The 14788-nt window shown below is 41.3% G+C and carries 18 protein-coding genes; 7 read left to right on the top strand and 11 right to left on the bottom strand.

The window, feature by feature from the left end; all coding sequences use genetic code 11:
- Positions 1–39: 39 nt before the first annotated feature.
- Entirely contained in the window at positions 40–615 is a 576-nt protein-coding gene (locus HLI_RS17130) for a superoxide dismutase family protein (RefSeq protein WP_128526131.1), read from the bottom strand.
- 86 nt (positions 616–701) lie between these two features.
- Positions 702–893 carry a hypothetical protein gene (locus tag HLI_RS17125; protein ID WP_128526130.1) on the bottom strand — a complete coding sequence of 64 codons (192 nt, stop codon included), beginning with the start codon at positions 891–893 and terminating at the stop codon, positions 702–704.
- A 129-nt stretch (positions 894–1022) separates the two neighbouring features.
- Between HLI_RS17125 and HLI_RS17120 the strand changes: the two genes are divergently transcribed.
- On the top strand, positions 1023–1406 hold the full coding sequence (locus HLI_RS17120) for a kinase-associated lipoprotein KapB (protein WP_128526129.1): 384 nt from the start codon (positions 1023–1025) through the stop codon (positions 1404–1406).
- 325 nt (positions 1407–1731) lie between these two features.
- Complete coding sequence (gene deoD / locus HLI_RS17115) at positions 1732–2442, top strand: purine-nucleoside phosphorylase (RefSeq protein WP_128526128.1); 711 nt, start codon at positions 1732–1734, stop codon at positions 2440–2442.
- Positions 2443–2482: 40 nt separating this feature from the next.
- Here the strand turns inward: deoD and HLI_RS17110 are convergent, their stop codons facing one another.
- Positions 2483–2725 (bottom strand): DUF2642 domain-containing protein, encoded by a 243-nt coding sequence (locus HLI_RS17110; protein WP_164908595.1) that lies wholly within the window; start codon positions 2723–2725, stop codon positions 2483–2485.
- 175 nt (positions 2726–2900) lie between these two features.
- Positions 2901–4370, bottom strand: a complete 1470-nt coding sequence (locus tag HLI_RS17105) for a leucyl aminopeptidase (RefSeq protein WP_128526126.1) — start codon at positions 4368–4370, stop codon at positions 2901–2903.
- 168 nt (positions 4371–4538) lie between these two features.
- Here HLI_RS17105 and HLI_RS17100 point away from each other — a divergent pair, with 168 nt between their 5' ends.
- Entirely contained in the window at positions 4539–5015 is a 477-nt protein-coding gene (locus HLI_RS17100; RefSeq protein ID WP_128526924.1) for a divergent PAP2 family protein, read from the top strand.
- A gap of 81 nt (positions 5016–5096) precedes the next feature.
- Here the strand turns inward: HLI_RS17100 and HLI_RS17095 are convergent, their stop codons facing one another.
- Positions 5097–5774, bottom strand: coding sequence for a 3D domain-containing protein (locus HLI_RS17095; protein ID WP_128526125.1), 678 nt, complete (start codon positions 5772–5774; stop codon positions 5097–5099).
- 260 nt (positions 5775–6034) lie between these two features.
- Between HLI_RS17095 and HLI_RS17090 the strand changes: the two genes are divergently transcribed.
- Positions 6035–7374 (top strand): IS3 family transposase gene (locus HLI_RS17090; RefSeq protein ID WP_128526124.1). Its coding sequence is split into 2 segments (ribosomal slippage): positions 6035–6485 and positions 6485–7374, totalling 1341 coding nucleotides; the frame shifts between segments, so codons are not numbered across the junction.
- 571 nt (positions 7375–7945) lie between these two features.
- On the opposite strand, the gene HLI_RS17085 is transcribed toward HLI_RS17090, so the two are convergent.
- Both HLI_RS17085 and HLI_RS17080 read right to left on the bottom strand, forming a co-directional pair.
- Entirely contained in the window at positions 7946–8263 is a 318-nt protein-coding gene (locus tag HLI_RS17085; RefSeq protein ID WP_128526123.1) for a YuiB family protein, read from the bottom strand.
- Between the two features lie 169 nt (positions 8264–8432).
- Positions 8433–9653: an NAD(P)/FAD-dependent oxidoreductase gene (locus HLI_RS17080; RefSeq protein WP_128526122.1), complete on the bottom strand. Its 1221-nt coding sequence runs from the start codon at positions 9651–9653 to the stop codon at positions 8433–8435.
- 298 nt (positions 9654–9951) lie between these two features.
- Between HLI_RS17080 and HLI_RS17075 the strand changes: the two genes are divergently transcribed.
- Positions 9952–10938, top strand: coding sequence for an NAD(P)/FAD-dependent oxidoreductase (locus HLI_RS17075; RefSeq protein WP_128526121.1), 987 nt, complete (start codon positions 9952–9954; stop codon positions 10936–10938).
- Positions 10939–11090: 152 nt separating this feature from the next.
- On the opposite strand, the gene HLI_RS17070 is transcribed toward HLI_RS17075, so the two are convergent.
- From HLI_RS17070 to HLI_RS17060, 3 genes are all read right to left on the bottom strand, one after another.
- Positions 11091–11450 (bottom strand): HesB/IscA family protein, encoded by a 360-nt coding sequence (locus HLI_RS17070; RefSeq protein WP_128526120.1) that lies wholly within the window; start codon positions 11448–11450, stop codon positions 11091–11093.
- Between the two features lie 131 nt (positions 11451–11581).
- Positions 11582–11812, bottom strand: coding sequence for a YuzB family protein (locus tag HLI_RS17065; RefSeq protein ID WP_128526119.1), 231 nt, complete (start codon positions 11810–11812; stop codon positions 11582–11584).
- Positions 11813–11882: 70 nt separating this feature from the next.
- Positions 11883–12224 carry a YuzD family protein gene (locus tag HLI_RS17060; RefSeq protein WP_128526118.1) on the bottom strand — a complete coding sequence of 114 codons (342 nt, stop codon included), beginning with the start codon at positions 12222–12224 and terminating at the stop codon, positions 11883–11885.
- A gap of 165 nt (positions 12225–12389) precedes the next feature.
- On the opposite strand from HLI_RS17060, the gene HLI_RS17055 reads away from it, so the two are divergent.
- The gene (locus HLI_RS17055) at positions 12390–12611 is read left to right on the top strand and encodes a NifU family protein (RefSeq protein ID WP_014644140.1); all 222 of its coding nucleotides are present in this window, start codon (positions 12390–12392) and stop codon (positions 12609–12611) included.
- 44 nt (positions 12612–12655) lie between these two features.
- Here HLI_RS17055 and HLI_RS17050 read toward each other — a convergent pair whose 3' ends face one another.
- The gene (locus HLI_RS17050; RefSeq protein WP_128526117.1) at positions 12656–13621 is read right to left on the bottom strand and encodes a 2-hydroxyacid dehydrogenase; all 966 of its coding nucleotides are present in this window, start codon (positions 13619–13621) and stop codon (positions 12656–12658) included.
- Between the two features lie 187 nt (positions 13622–13808).
- Here HLI_RS17050 and HLI_RS17045 point away from each other — a divergent pair, with 187 nt between their 5' ends.
- Positions 13809–14315, top strand: coding sequence for a phosphatidylglycerophosphatase A family protein (locus tag HLI_RS17045; protein ID WP_128526116.1), 507 nt, complete (start codon positions 13809–13811; stop codon positions 14313–14315).
- The last annotated feature ends 473 nt before the right edge of the window (positions 14316–14788 follow it).

Here is a 14788-nt window from a genome sequence, read left to right as displayed (position 1 = left end):
CATGTATGGACATAAAAAAGTCTCCCTGAGGAGACTTTTTTAATTGTTTTCTTGCTTCTTGTCTGGTTCCGTTGGATCACTAGCTTCATCTTTATCAGCATTTAACGTTATTTTTCCGCAAGCTACTCGGTCACCAGAGTCACCGGAAGGCTGCGACATTCCATCATCAGGACCGCTATGAATCACTATGGAGGTCCCCTCTTTTCGCAATAACGACATTTGATCTTCTTTCAATTTCGCTTCGGGAAGCATCAGCTCCGTATCAATCATACCGCTAGCGTCTGCTTCCACATTCGGCATATCTCCCGCATGAGCCCCCTTGCTGTTCATGAGGCCATGCTCCTTAGCCAAAGGATTGAAATGATTCCCTGCGCTTTTGAAATCAGGAGCTTCACATTTTGGAAACTCATGGATATGTACTCCATGCATACCTGGTTCAAGACCCTCAATTTTCAACTTGACTTGAACTCCCTCTGGCTGTTCGGTGAAGACCGCTGTCCCGATTTTATCATTTTCCGAATTGTAAACTGAAGTTTCTAAAGGGGAACGCTCTCCCCCTGAACACCCGACTATCAGTAATAGAAGGATACTCAAAGACACTGACCATTTTTTCATTGTGTACCTCCGTTCCCTAGCGCTTTTCTATGGTTAGTATCTCCTGATAGCGAGAAAATATAACAAAGCCACGCTAGACATAGTGCCTAACGTGGCTTTTGATTTTGAGTAGGTTGTTCTTCCGACCCGAACTTTTCGTCAATTTTTTTTTCTTCTTTTTGAGAAGCTTTTATAATCAAAATCATCGTTGCCGCTGCAGCAACTATAAAGACAATCAACATGAGAACGGCGGGAATGTACTCCGATTTATCTTGTGGAAAGTATAAGAATTCCATCATAATGAACCACATCCTTCTCAGCAAGTATATCAGATAGTAAGGTGCAGATTGAAGAACTTCACGTATTCTTCACATTTTCGTATTTTGTTACAATAGAAATGAGAAAGTAAAATAAAAGGAGGGGAAGTTTTGACAACATTTGAAAATGGAACAATCGTCAAAGCCCACTACAAAACAGGTATTTACATAGGCGAAGTCATAGAAGACAGGAATCGTTTTTACCTCATAAAGGTTCTGGCAGTAGAAAAGCACCCTATGCAAGGAGACTTACACAACCCTGGAAAGACAGAAGATGTCTTCTTTCATCAACGGAAAGCTTTAAGCTATAATGAAAAAGCGAACGTCCAAAAAGAAGCGGTTCATGCATATGAGGAAAATGAAATTCCCGCCTACCAGGAGTCATTGAAACTAGCGGTCCAAACCTTGAGGAGTAAATTGACACGGAGAGAAACTGAATTCAATCAAAATGCGAAAATTCAATTGGATAACCTGGAAAGACAATATTTTGAATAAGAAAGTTGTGGCAGTCATCTGCCACAACTTCTCTTCTTCTTGCAGATAAACATCTTCGATTCTCATACATTTCATATGAGTCAGCAATCCTCTAGTTAATGGATGGCTTTTCCTGAACCACACATGCCCCCACCTTGTGCGTATATCCCTGCCTAACCGGTCATTTTGCTCACACTCTCTATCGATGCATACCGCATAGTACGATCCCCAAATCATTTCTGTAACCTTATTCTTTCAGCCCTTACAATCAACACAACACCATTTGTTTTCTGACATGGGGTATGGTAATTTTAAATAGTCGAAAGTTTTGGAGGAGGTTATACCTATGACAACACATATCGGGGCAAAACCCGGAGATATCGCAGATAAGATTCTTCTTCCCGGGGACCCGCTAAGAGCAAAATATATTGCTGAAAATTTTCTGGAAGATGCTACATGCTACAATGAAGTTCGTGGTATGTATGGCTACACAGGTACTTATAAAGGAGAGCGTATCTCCGTTCAAGGGACGGGGATGGGCGTCCCATCCATCTCCATTTACGTCAATGAATTGATGGAAAGCTATGGTGTGCAGAAATTGATCCGTGTCGGCTCCTGCGGGGCTCTTCAAAGTGATGTGAAAGTTCGCGATGTAATCCTTGCATCTACATCTACTACAGACTCCCAAATGAACCGCATGGTATTCAACGGCATCGACTTCGCTCCTACAGCAGATTTCCATTTGTTGAAGAATGCATATGATGCAGGTGTTGAAAAAGGCTTGAAACTCCGTGTCGGTAACGTATTTACGAGTGATAGCTTCTATCGTGACCAAGCAAAGGACCTTTTCAACCTCTTAGCAAAATATAATGTCTTAGCTGTCGAAATGGAAACTACAGCACTTTATACTTTAGCTGCTAAGTTCAACCGCCAAGCTTTGTCTGTATTAACCGTCAGCGACCACATCCTGACTGGAGAAGAAACGACTTCTGAAGAACGTCAGACAACTTTCAATGAAATGATTGAAGTAGCTCTTGAAGCAGCCATTCAAGACTAATGACGATAATAAAGAAAGCACCCAATTAAATTGGGTGCTTTTATTTTGTAAGAACATTAGTAATATCTTTTATATCAATAGAGAATACCCGATCACCTATGTTCATTAATATATAATCCTTGCCCACCATATCCACTTTCCCATATAAAGTATGATCGATGGTCTGGATGATAAGAATGGTACCGATACTTTCAGTTAACACCTCTGAAAAGGGGAATCTCTTAACAGAATTAAAGACTGAAAACAGCCGAATCCTTTGCTTCAACCGTGATAAAAGAGACAAAGTACAGCCTCCCTTAAATGATCTTATTGTATTCTATACAACATGAGGAGCAATGGTTCCAGTCTAAGGTGAGTGGTAAAGAATAAATATGCAAGCTCATTGAATGTCCTGCGATCCCGAAAATTCCCGAATAAAAAAGCCTCCTAAGCAGCACCGCTTAGAAGGACTTATAAGATTATTGGATAATATATCCTGCCAATGTTTTGGCCATGACCCCCGTAGGACCTTTAGGCCCTAATTCATAGGATGCCTCGGCGATGGAAGTGCCGGCAATGTCCAGGTGGACCCATGGTACCTTTTCCACAAAAGCTCCTACAAATGCCCCTCCCATAATGGCATGTGCTTTCCTGGTCGGGGAATTATTCAAGTCCGCTATTGAACTTTTTCTCACTTGCGCTTGGTAATCTTCATTATATGGCAACAACCATATCGGTTCTCCAAACGTTTCACCCGTATGTTCAACTTCCTGATAGAAGTCTCGATTATTAGTCATTGCGCCAGTCATCCATGAACCTAGCGCAGTTACCACTCCACCTGTAAGGGTGGCCACATCAATAACCCGGTCAGCCCCTTCACTTTGAGCATATGTCACACCATCAGCTAAGGCAAGGCGGCCCTCCGCATCCGTGTTCAATACCTCAATGGTTTTCCCGCTCATAGAAGTTATGACATCATCCGGTTTAAAAGCTGCCCCTGAAATCATATTGTCAGTAGAAGGAATAACAGCGATGACATTCCTGGCCGGCTTCATCTGACCGATTGTTTCCATTGCCCCGAGGACAGCGGCAGCTCCGCCCATGTCCCCTTTCATTCCGGGCATTCCTGCTTTAGTTTTTATGGAATAGCCACCTGTATCATAAGTGATTCCTTTCCCTACAAATGCGGTGACATCTTTCCATTCATCCAAACCCTGGTACTTGAGCACAATCATCTTCGGTGGCTCCACGGACCCCTGGTTGACAGCCAACAACGCTCCCATGCCCAATTCTTCCATATCTTCTTTTTCAAGGATATCTAATGAAAAATCATAATCCTCCGCCATTGTGGTAGCAAACTCCGCCATTTCTGTAGAAGTCAGAATATTCGCTGGCAAATGAACAAGGTAGCGCGCTGTATTTACACCATCTGCGAAAGCATGCCCCTTTTCTAAAGCATTTAGAATCGCTGCTTCATCATAATCTGTTAGAACGGTTAATTTCTCTATTGTCACTGCTTCTTCTTCATCCGTTTTGAATGAAGGTAGCTGGTAGGTAGAGATAATCATTGATTCTGCAATCATAGCTGCCCTGTCGTCCACTTCCCCTTCTCTAGATATAAAGCTTTCCAACCAAAGGGAAGGAGTTTTTGTCCCATCCTTTTGCATCACTTGAAAAGCATGCCCGACGGCTTTTCTGAAGTGGTCTCTTTTCATATCTGCACTTGTTCCTAACCCAAGTACATACAAACGTTTCATTCCTTTTTCGTAAGGGATCGTTATCTTTTCTACATGTTTATAACTGGGAGATACATCACTTTCTCGTATGTAATATTCCAAATCAATATTAAACTGCTCTTTGATTCTTGTTATTTGGTCCTTGTCATAATTACTAAACAAACCGATCAAAATCGTTCCTTCTGTTTTCCAATTATTACTAATCATAAACATATTTAACACCTCCTCCTCTAGTATACAAAAAAAGAAACACTTTGCATCCCTGAAAAGACGTTCACAAATCAATTATGATATAATAGCATTACTCGTGAAAAAATGCTATCTATACATAAATCATTATATATATATCCTCGAATGATCAGAAAGGATGTCAGAATATTGCTGGATTTGTTTCAAAACTTCCCCTTATGGGCGTCAATAGCGGCTATTTTCTTCGCTCAAATCGTTAAGATACCTATTCAATTCATTGCTTCAAAGCAGTTCAACGCTAGCCTTGCTTTCAGTACTGGTGGGATGCCCAGCAGCCACTCTGCTGCAGTAACCGCTTTAGCTACAGGGGTCGGTATTGAACAAGGTTTCGGATCATCTATTTTCGCCGTTGCATGTGTATTTACAATCATCGTAATGTTCGATAGTACAGGTGTAAGACGACAAACTGGTGAACAAGCCATTATGCTGAATATACTTCTTAATGATTTCAACCGGTTTGTAAGTGAAGCCAGAAGTTGGCAGAGTAAAGAAGGGTATCAAAAGAAAGAAGAGCTGAAAGAACTCCTCGGTCATCAACCCATCGAAGTGTTTTTCGGGGGACTTACAGGCATCCTGCTGACATTTTTACTCCATTCCCTCATTTATTGAAGACAATTTTCTTAAATTCTAAGGATGAGTTCAATAAACCAGATCGTAAAAAAACTCTCTTTTCTGATGAAAGAGAGTTTTTTATTGTTTCATTTGCGATCGGAACACTTGCAGTGCTTCATTTTGATTCAGTTTTTCCAGGTCTTCCTCTGTCAATTCTCCACTGCCTTTTTCAATCACGTACACATCAATAGTCTTTTTCCCCCATTGGTCATACACTTCCTCCACTGTAGGAAAGTATAAATCAAGTTTGTTCCCTTTAATCGCCCCTCCAATATCTGCTACTACTCCATAACCATAACCAGGGATGAACAGCACAGTCCCAATAGGGAAAAGATCCAAATCCGCAGCGATCGTAGAATATAAATCTCTTTTTACATTCACACCAGAAAATGTGATCCCATAATTCGGATGCTCCGGTGTTTTCCCTGTCGACTCAATTCCAGCTGTATAACCTGTAGCTGTCACCTCATGGCTTGAGTACTGGGTGAGGTCAATGCTATCTTCTAATGTTTGAACAGCTTCTATCACCGAGCTGGAAACATACCTTTGTTTTGCTTTTTTCACATTTAAACTTTTTTCATCCAACTCCTGGTTCTTATCCTCCAAAGCACTTCCATCAAGGGAAGCACTATTGAATTTTGCTGCCAACCATTCATCAAAGTCTGTTACCGATAGATTCGTCACATTTGAAAACGTACTGTAAAAGGCCAACAAGAATAACAAGGTAAAAAAGACATGCTTGCTGTACTTTTTCATGAAATCACCTCTAGGTGTAATCATGTCCAAGCTCGTCTTTTTTATTCACTATTATATAATAGCGCTGCTACGAAGTGTGTTGACCATTATTTGATAATTATTCAACATACGTGCAGTTTTCTTGAAGACTCGATTTCGAGACTTTTATTGAGATTATTGGGCTACGTGGAACAACTCGCTTTCCGCGGGAGCGCGATGAGCCTCCTCGAGCAAACTGAAGCGCCCCCTTATTGTTGGACACTTTCAAAGAGGTGTCTAAAGTGACGAAATTTGGTTCAGAACTGAAATTACAAATTGCTAAACGCTACTTACAAGGATTCATCAGTTATAGGGATTTAGCGTCAGAAACAGGTGTTGATGATTCATCTATTCGCTATTGGGTGAAGTTGGTTCGACATCATGGTGATCAAGCCTTTGTTTTTCCCTATACAAACTATTCGCCTGCCTTTAAACTGGAATTAATTCAATTTATCGAACGAACGGGTTGTTCCATTCGGGAGGCATCGGCGATTTACCATATTCCTGACTCTTCTATGGCTCGAAGGTGGAAGGAAAAGTGGAAAAAAGGTGGATACGATGCCCTTCGGATGTATGAAAAGGGGTCGAAAGCCGTGTCGGAAAAGAAAAACAACACCGATGAGTCTATTGAGTCAGTTAAGAGAGAGAACGAACAATTACGTGCGGAGAACGCTTATTTAAAAAAGTTGAATGCCTTAGTTCACGAGAAGGAAAAATCGGCACAAAAGAAAAAGCGCAAGTAATCCAAGAACTAAGGCACGCATTCCGCCTCCAAGTGCTGATTAAGGTCGCCGGCCTAGCACACAGTACCTTTTATTATGCCAGTAAAAAGCTAAGCCAGCCCGACCCTGACCGCAAGTGGAAAAGAAGGGTTCTCTTCATCTATAACACTCATAATGGCCGTGTAGGATACCGTAGAATTACGGACATCCTCGTGAGAAAAAATTATAAGGTTAACCACAAGAAAGTCTACCGAATCATGGTAGCGCTGGGCATTGCATGTCAGGTGAACCAAAAGAAATACGTCTCTTATAAAGGGAAGGTTGGGAAAACCGCCGATAACGTACTAGACCGCCATTTCAAGAGTGATCGCCCCAATCAGAAATGGGTCACAGACATTACGGAATTCCGCGTGTTCTCCCAGAAATTTTACTTGTCTCCTGTCCTTGACCTATTCAATGGAGAGATCATTTCCTACACCTTAGGCGAAAGACCGACTTTTTCTCTTGTAGAGGAGATGCTTGACCAAGCACTGGAAAAGAAGGAGGAACACGAAGATCTTCTCATCCATTCGGATCAAGGTTGGCATTACCAAATGGCTCAGTTCCGAAAGAAACTCCAAGATCACAACATCACTCAAAGTATGTCTAGGAAAGGGAACTGTCATGATAATTCGGTGATGGAGAATTTTTTCGGCATCTTTAAATCGGAATTCTTATACTATGAAGAATTTGATAGTATTCAACATTTCAAAGATCGTTTTGAGACATATATGCATTACTACAACCATCTTAGAGTCAAATCCAGGTTAAAGGGAAACAGTCCTGTCTTAGAAAGGCAAATGTATGAAAAAGCATCATAAACTATGTGTCCAATTTTATGGGGTCAGCACAAACGCTCTGTGGGGTCTCATCCTGCACTCTTGTCCCGCAGGAGTCTCCTTGTTCCCCTCCGCCCTTACCTTATAATTTTCTCGAAATCGCATTTAGGCATCTTTCTAAGTGTTGAGAACTCTGTGCAAATAATATTTCATAGCCTTTTTCAACTAAGAAACCCCTTCTACAAAAAGTCGGTTTCGAGAATTTCTTATGGCAATGGTCGCTTGGGAAGGGTGAGACTCTCGTGGGAACAGGGAGTAGGCGAGATCCCACAGGGCTTTTAAGCCCGAGGAAGCTCGCCAGTTCCCCCCACAGGAAAGTGTTCAAAGGTGGAATTGCCCTGGGAGACACGACTAGCATAAGCAGAACATTAACGGAATGTGCTTTTTCATTCCTTTGATGTTCTGCTTATGTCGCGAGTGTCTGGGCAATGTACCTGGAGGAATCCTTCCCAAGCGACCCTTTATTCCACACAAACATCTCGAAATCATCCTTTAATAGCAACATGTACAAAAAAAGCTGCTGAAGGCGTATTTCGCCTTCAGCAGCTTTTTGTTAAAACATTTGATATCCATTTTTCCTAAGTAAACGAATGATAATTCCCGCCACAATTGTTCCAGCAAAACCGCTTGCAAGAATAATGATGTCCACAACCTGCAAGTTCATCAATTGTTCAAAGACCGTTGAAAAAGAGCTCGACGGTTCAGTGAAATACTTCGTCCATGAAAAGCTATCTACGATGAACAGTACAATAACCGGATATACGAATGACATAATCCACGAAGATCTTAAAAGCATATTTAATAGAAACGAAATTCCGAAAAATAGAACAAAAAACAATAACATAGATACAACGAATTGCACGATATTCAATGTTGCTTCCCCCTAAAACTGTTCAACAGTTCACTTACCCAAACCTCATTCTATAATGGTTGGAACAAAAGCGCAAGAGCCCATTCCTCTGACAAGCTTAGGCAAACGACAAATGATGTAAAGCAACAAAAAAGCGAAGGCAGTTGGGACTGCCTCCGCTAACTCATGATTAATGGAAGAAATTAAGCTTTCCTTTTTTCAGAAGTAAACCAATTCCACCCAGTTTCAATAAATAACGGTTATCGATGACTTTCTTCATCGCTGTGGCTGACCATCCGAACAATTTCTTATCGTCAAACACTACACCGATGGCATCGTCATGTCCAAGAGAAGCAACTGTTCCTTTCAAGTCTGGCTTGAATGCTTCCAAGTGATTATCACCTTTAACAAGACGGACAAGGTTTGCAGCTGTATGCTCTGCTTGTTGAATAGCAATCTGAGCTGTAGGCGGGTAAGGGCGTTCTGTTTCTTCGTTCATGATCAATGCACAGTCACCCACGATGAACACATCGTCATGGCCTTCAGGACGGAGGTCGTCTCTTACTGGAATACGGCCACGATTCGCTTCAAACCCAGCTTCTTCTACTAAGGAGTTCCCACGTACACCAGCTGCCCATACAACTGTATTCGTTTCGATTTCTTCACGCTGCTCGTCTTTTTCGAAAACGAGTTTATTTTCAGTGACTTCTTTGATCATCGCACCAATTTTGAATTCAACTCCACGCGCTTCAAGAGAGTTCATTGCATACTCTACCAGTTCTGGATCGAAACCAGGAAGTGCTGTAGGCGCAGCTTCTACGTTGATGATACGAACGCGGTCACGTGGCACATCATATTCTTTGCAAAGCTCTGGTATACGGTTCGCCAATTCTCCAACGAATTCGATACCAGTAAATCCGGCTCCACCTACAACAATGTTCAAGCGTTCTTGTTTTTTGTCTGATTCATTGTTGTATTTAGCGAAGTTGTACTCGATATGCTGACGAATCAACCGAGCACTGTTAATGCTGTTAATTGTATAAGCATTTTCTTTCAAACCAGAAATTCCGAACGTAGCTGCCTCAAAGCCCAGACCGATAACCAAATAATCATAAGAAAGCTCGCCATTTTCCAGCATTACTTTCTTATCTTCTTGCTTAATATCTGTTACTGTATCTTGGACAAAATTGACTTTGCTGGTATTCACAACGTCTTTGATTTGAATACGGGTACGATCATGGTGTAGAGTACCTGCTGCATTTTCATGTAACCATGTTGTTTGATAGTGATAACTATGTTTGTTCACTAATGTAATGTTCGCCTCATTGACCCCTAAGCTTTTTTGCAACTTCACGGCTGTCATGATGCCACCATAGCCGGCACCAAGAATGACAATGTTAGGATTCTTCATGAATGATCACTTCCATCTCGTAATTTTTTGCAATCCGTTAATTTCTTTGTGACTCGTTTCACACAAAAAAACATTAAAAAAAGCCTGTCGACTTTGATTGAAAGGTGTCACAAATTCGTAATATGTTTTCTTATTTCATCTTAGACCTTTTCCCATTCATTTTCAACCCAAAATCAATTTATCAAAATTATAGAACAATTACCGTTCTTGTAACTGCTTACATAGGTTCAGTGTTCCCACTACAATTTCTTTTATGATAGAATGTGCTTTAGTGACATTTTTCATCAGGAGGGTAATTATGAGTGATAAAATATATGATATAACTGTCATCGGTGGCGGCCCTGTCGGCTTATTCACTGCTTTTTATGGTGGTATGCGCCAAGCGAGTGTCAAAATCATCGAAAGTCTCCCGCATCTCGGGGGGCAACTGACGGCTCTATATCCGGAAAAATATATCTTTGATGTAGCCGGTTTCCCTAAAGTCCGTGCTCAGGAGCTTGTCGACAGTCTTGAAGAACAGGCAATGGCCTTCGATCCAACCATTGCCTTAGAACAAGAAGTCGTATCTTTGGAACGACTGGAAGACGATACAATCAAAATGACAACAGATAAAGAAGTACACTATACAAAGACAATCGTAATTACAGCAGGAAACGGAGCCTTTCAACCGAGAAAGCTGAAGATAGCTGATAGTGAGCGCTTTGAAGGTACAAACTTACATTACCATGTGAACAATATGGATAAGTTCCGCGATAAAAAAGTCATGATTGCCGGCGGGGGGGACTCCGCTGTTGACTGGGCTTTAATGCTTGAACCGATTGCAAAACAGGTTTCTCTCGTCCATAGAAGAGATAAATTCAGAGCTCACGAGCACAGTGTTGCTCAACTGAATGAATCAAATGTAAGAATAATGACTCCGTTCACACCAGAAAAAATGATCGGAGAGGAAAGAATCGAGCAAGTGGAACTGCAAGAGGTGAAAGGTGACAGGTTAGAAACTATCGATGTTGATGATGTCATCGTCAACTATGGTTTCATTTCCTCTTTAGGTCCAATTAAAGATTGGGAACTTGAAATAGAGAAAAATAGTATCGTCGTTAATTCAAAAATGGAAACGAACATTAAAGGAATCTATGCTGCCGGAGATATTTGCACATATCCAGGTAAAGTCAAATTGATTGCTTCCGGGTTCGGCGAAGGTCCTACAGCTGTCAATAATGCGAAAGCCTATATCGATCCAGATGCCCGAGTACAGCCTAAACATTCAACAAGCATGTTTTCCTAAAACCATCCAAAGTTATTTGTAAAGGAAGGAGTCTGAAAATGACCTCCTTCTTTTTTTTATGAAGCACAGGATACATGAGATTCTTATGCGGTCGTTTAAAATTTCAGCAAATAAAAAACCTTCCTGCATGACAGGAAGGATAGTCTATATTATTAACAGTTCGGGTCAGGTGTACCAGCGTTCGTAGCTGTCTTGAAGGAGGATCCACAACCACAGGAAACAATGGCATTCGGATTATCAATCGTGAAGCCTCCGCCCATCATATTCTGTTTGAAGTCAATTGTTGTACCTTCAATGATTGCTGCATCTTGTCTATTGACAACGACCGGGATACCACTTGACTCTTCAGTCAGATCAAGTTCTTCATTGATTTCTTCTTCGAAGCCCATGCTATAAGACAATCCACTACAGCCTCCACCTTTGACTCCAAAACGAAGACGAACATCCCCATCTTCCTCTTTCAGCATCTCTTTAATTTGGTGACTAGCGGCTTCCGTAATGTTCAGAATCATCCAAAGCCTCTCCTTTCTCTTCTTAATAAATAGTATACTAAAGTGACAAACGTTTAATCAAACACCAGGACCCTATTTCTTTAATGGCCAAGGTATCCTGAAAAATGGATTTCAACGATGAATGCATTTACTTATAGGGTTTCATCCAGTTGTTCATATATTTTATCTACCAGTTCTTCTGGTGTATCAGCCATTACCCGGTCTCCTTCGACTAGAGCATACAGGGTTTGGGAACAAAGACCACAGTTACGTAAACAACCATATTCGACAACATCAAGATCAGGATCTTTCTCCAGCTCCGCCTTCGCAGCTTGTGATCCGCTGACCAAGTTATTTATACAGAATTCAATCAATGGATTCATCCGCTTCACCTCATTCTAATGGATGAAACCCTACCTTCATTCAATTTTATCACACCTCCCCTACTCAGGGCTATGGATTGCTTACTTGTTGAATGCCGTAACCTTCCAGAGCTTTGTAAACACTTTTCAATCGTGGATTACCTTCTCCAACTATTTCCCCCTCTACTAATACGAGGGGATAGAACAGCTCTTCATCCAGAAGCTGATGGATAATTTCGCCCTCTGCCCCTACTTGACCCTTTGTATGAATATCATAATATTGAAAATGAAGCCGCTCTTCTCCGTACTTCCTGGTAATAGCTGCTTGCAGCCATTCATAGGTTTCCTTAGAACCTGGGGCGTTCACACAACTTGCGCATTTAATTTCCGCTCCATACACAACAACATGAACAGTCTCTCTCTCCTCTTTCATTTTGAGGCTTCCCCCCTAAGTAGTTGATTTCCTTTCATTTTACAAAAGAACTGAAAAAAGATAAAATGATAATAGTTCTCAATTCTAAAGATTTTGGAGCAGACAACCATAGATTTTTTATTGATTTCGTTTTATAATGATACTTAAGAAAGGGGAAGATTGAACATGAATGAACAAGTTCAAGAAGTACTGAATAAACTTCGCCCATTTTTACTTCGTGACGGGGGAGACGTTGAACTCGTCGATGTCGAAGACGGAATCGTCCGCTTGCGTCTCATGGGAGCTTGCGGCAACTGCCCGAGTTCAACGATCACTTTGAAAGCAGGTATTGAACGTGCGCTCGCTCAGGAAGTACCAGGAATTTATGAAGTGGAGCAAGTATTCTAATACAGTTCGAAAAAATTCCGCACACATTTATGTGTGCGGAATTTTTAGTTTACAGGAGTTATCACTGGCTTGTCCTTAAAGAATTCGACTAAATTATCCAGACATAGCCGCATCATTTTATAACGAGTTTCTACACTTGCTGAACCTATATGAGGCAAACAGGTCACTTGTGGGAGTTGCAGCAATGGATGATTAGAACTGATAGGCTCTTCTTCAAAAACATCTAAGCCGGCAGCAGTGATTTCATTATTTTCCAATGCTTTCTTTAAAGCTGTTTCATCTACTGTAGCCCCCCTGGAAGAATTAATGAAAATTGCCGTGCTTTTCATTTTTCGAAAGGCTTCATAGTTGAACATATGACGGGTCTCTTCTGTCAAAGGTGTGAGACAGACGACATAATCTGCTTTTTCTAACAAATCCTCAAACTCCACAAACACTGCCCCCACCTTTTCTTCAGCTTCAGGCTTACGCGAACGATTATGGTAAATGACATTCATATCGAATCCTAGCGCTCTTTTAGCTACCGCTTCTCCTATCCGTCCCATACCCACAATCCCGATTGTTTTATGGTGAATGTCACTTCCAGCAAGCAACAAAGGGGACCAGTGTTCCCAAGCGCCTGTTTTAATATAATCATTTGCCTCAAGTAAACGACGAGCTGTCGCCATCAGTAGACTGAAGGTCAGGTCTGCGGTGGTATCTGTTAAGACGTCCGGTGTGTTAGTAATTTTCACCTGATTATCTGAAGCAGCGTCTACCTCCACATTGTCGTAACCCACCGCCATATTCGCTACAATCTTTAGATTTTCAGCATGTTCAAATAAAGTTTGATTTACATCGTCTGACAACATTGTCACAAGGCCATCAGCATTTTCCGCTTTCTCCAATAGGACTTGGCGATCAACGGGTTCCTCTTCTTTTGCCCACATTTCTATATCCAAATGGTTACGATAGGGTTCAATTACTTCATCTGGTAATGTACGAGTGATATAAATTTTAGGTTTTTCCATCAATGGCACCTCCGCGTCTTTTTAAATAGTGTATCATATTCTCTGACACATAAATCTTTATTCACAAAGTCCTCTTGCACCATATGTCAGAAAATTTGATATAATGAACATAACCCCCTTTGTTTGTGCAATAATAAACTCGGGTATGAATGTTGTGCAAGTTATGAGGAACAGGAGGGAATTCACTATGGCAAACGATAAAAAAGTGTCCGGCCTTGAAAAAACAGCAAGGGAATGGCTGTTAGCACGGGGCGTAACCATCGATGACATGGCAGATCTCGTTTACTACTTACAATCTAAATACCATGAAGAATTATCAATGGACGATTGTCGCTATAATGTCAACAAAGTGTTGACAAAACGTGAAGTCCAAAACGCAATTATCACCGGTATCCAGCTGGACCAGTTAGCCGAGAAAAAATTACTGGAAGAACCGCTCCAATCCACAATTGAGGTGGATGAAAGCCTTTATGGTATCGATGAAATCATTGCATTTTCAATCGTAAATGTCTATGGCTCCATCGGTTTTACGAACTATGGTTATATCGATAAACAAAAGCCTGGGATCCTGCAGAAATTAAATGATAAATCATCTGGGGAGTGTCACACATTTTTAGATGATATTGTAGGAGCAATAGCTGCTGCCGCTTCAAGCCGCTTAGCCCACAGTATTGCAGGAGACGAAGAAGATTAATACAAAAAACCGGCATTTTCCGGGGTTACTGAAAAACCATAACTTCTTGAATTATGCATGAAATAAAGAAGCCGAGTTGGACGATTTTATCGTTCAACTCGGCTTCTTTATTTCTTAATTCTCCATGAGCTAGTATTCGTTGATATAGACGGAGAATGTCGCCACCGCCATCTTGTACAAGCAGAGCGACTTTCTTTTATAAACCAAAGAAATCATTCTTTTTAGAAAAGCCTCTGTAGATTCCACGATGGACGTTCAGTGGTGACACCTGCGGCAATAGCACAACCCGAAGATTCACCTTGTAAAGTGAATCTCTTGACCAAGTTAGCTAAGGACAGCGGCAAGCATCCACCGGCAAGCGATTCGTGAGGAGCAGTACCAAACTTTAACAACTCCTCTGGATTGAAAAGTGTTTCAGTAGCCCGCGGTTTTTAAAATTTTCTGAAACCTCCCCATCACTTATACCGTATTCC

Origin of the sequence: Halobacillus litoralis (assembly GCF_004101865.1) — a bacterium.
Lineage (GTDB): Bacteria > Bacillota > Bacilli > Bacillales > Halobacillaceae > Halobacillus > Halobacillus litoralis_A.
Note: the sequence above shows the minus strand (reverse complement) of the source record. Positions and strands in the feature narration are given on the sequence as shown.

Coding starts and splice junctions, on each gene's coding strand:
- HLI_RS17130 (WP_128526131.1), bottom strand. CDS start 615: ATGAAAAAATGGTCAGTGTCTTTGAGTATCCTTCTATTACTGATAGTC.
- HLI_RS17125 (WP_128526130.1), bottom strand. CDS start 893: ATGATGGAATTCTTATACTTTCCACAAGATAAATCGGAGTACATTCCC.
- deoD (WP_128526128.1), top strand. CDS start 1,732: ATGACAACACATATCGGGGCAAAACCCGGAGATATCGCAGATAAGATT.
- HLI_RS17105 (WP_128526126.1), bottom strand. CDS start 4,370: ATGTTTATGATTAGTAATAATTGGAAAACAGAAGGAACGATTTTGATC.
- HLI_RS17095 (WP_128526125.1), bottom strand. CDS start 5,774: ATGAAAAAGTACAGCAAGCATGTCTTTTTTACCTTGTTATTCTTGTTG.
- HLI_RS17080 (WP_128526122.1), bottom strand. CDS start 9,653: ATGAAGAATCCTAACATTGTCATTCTTGGTGCCGGCTATGGTGGCATC.
- HLI_RS17075 (WP_128526121.1), top strand. CDS start 9,952: ATGAGTGATAAAATATATGATATAACTGTCATCGGTGGCGGCCCTGTC.
- HLI_RS17070 (WP_128526120.1), bottom strand. CDS start 11,450: ATGATTCTGAACATTACGGAAGCCGCTAGTCACCAAATTAAAGAGATG.
- HLI_RS17065 (WP_128526119.1), bottom strand. CDS start 11,812: ATGAATCCATTGATTGAATTCTGTATAAATAACTTGGTCAGCGGATCA.
- HLI_RS17060 (WP_128526118.1), bottom strand. CDS start 12,224: ATGAAAGAGGAGAGAGAGACTGTTCATGTTGTTGTGTATGGAGCGGAA.
- HLI_RS17055 (WP_014644140.1), top strand. CDS start 12,390: ATGAATGAACAAGTTCAAGAAGTACTGAATAAACTTCGCCCATTTTTA.
- HLI_RS17050 (WP_128526117.1), bottom strand. CDS start 13,621: ATGGAAAAACCTAAAATTTATATCACTCGTACATTACCAGATGAAGTA.
- HLI_RS17045 (WP_128526116.1), top strand. CDS start 13,809: ATGGCAAACGATAAAAAAGTGTCCGGCCTTGAAAAAACAGCAAGGGAA.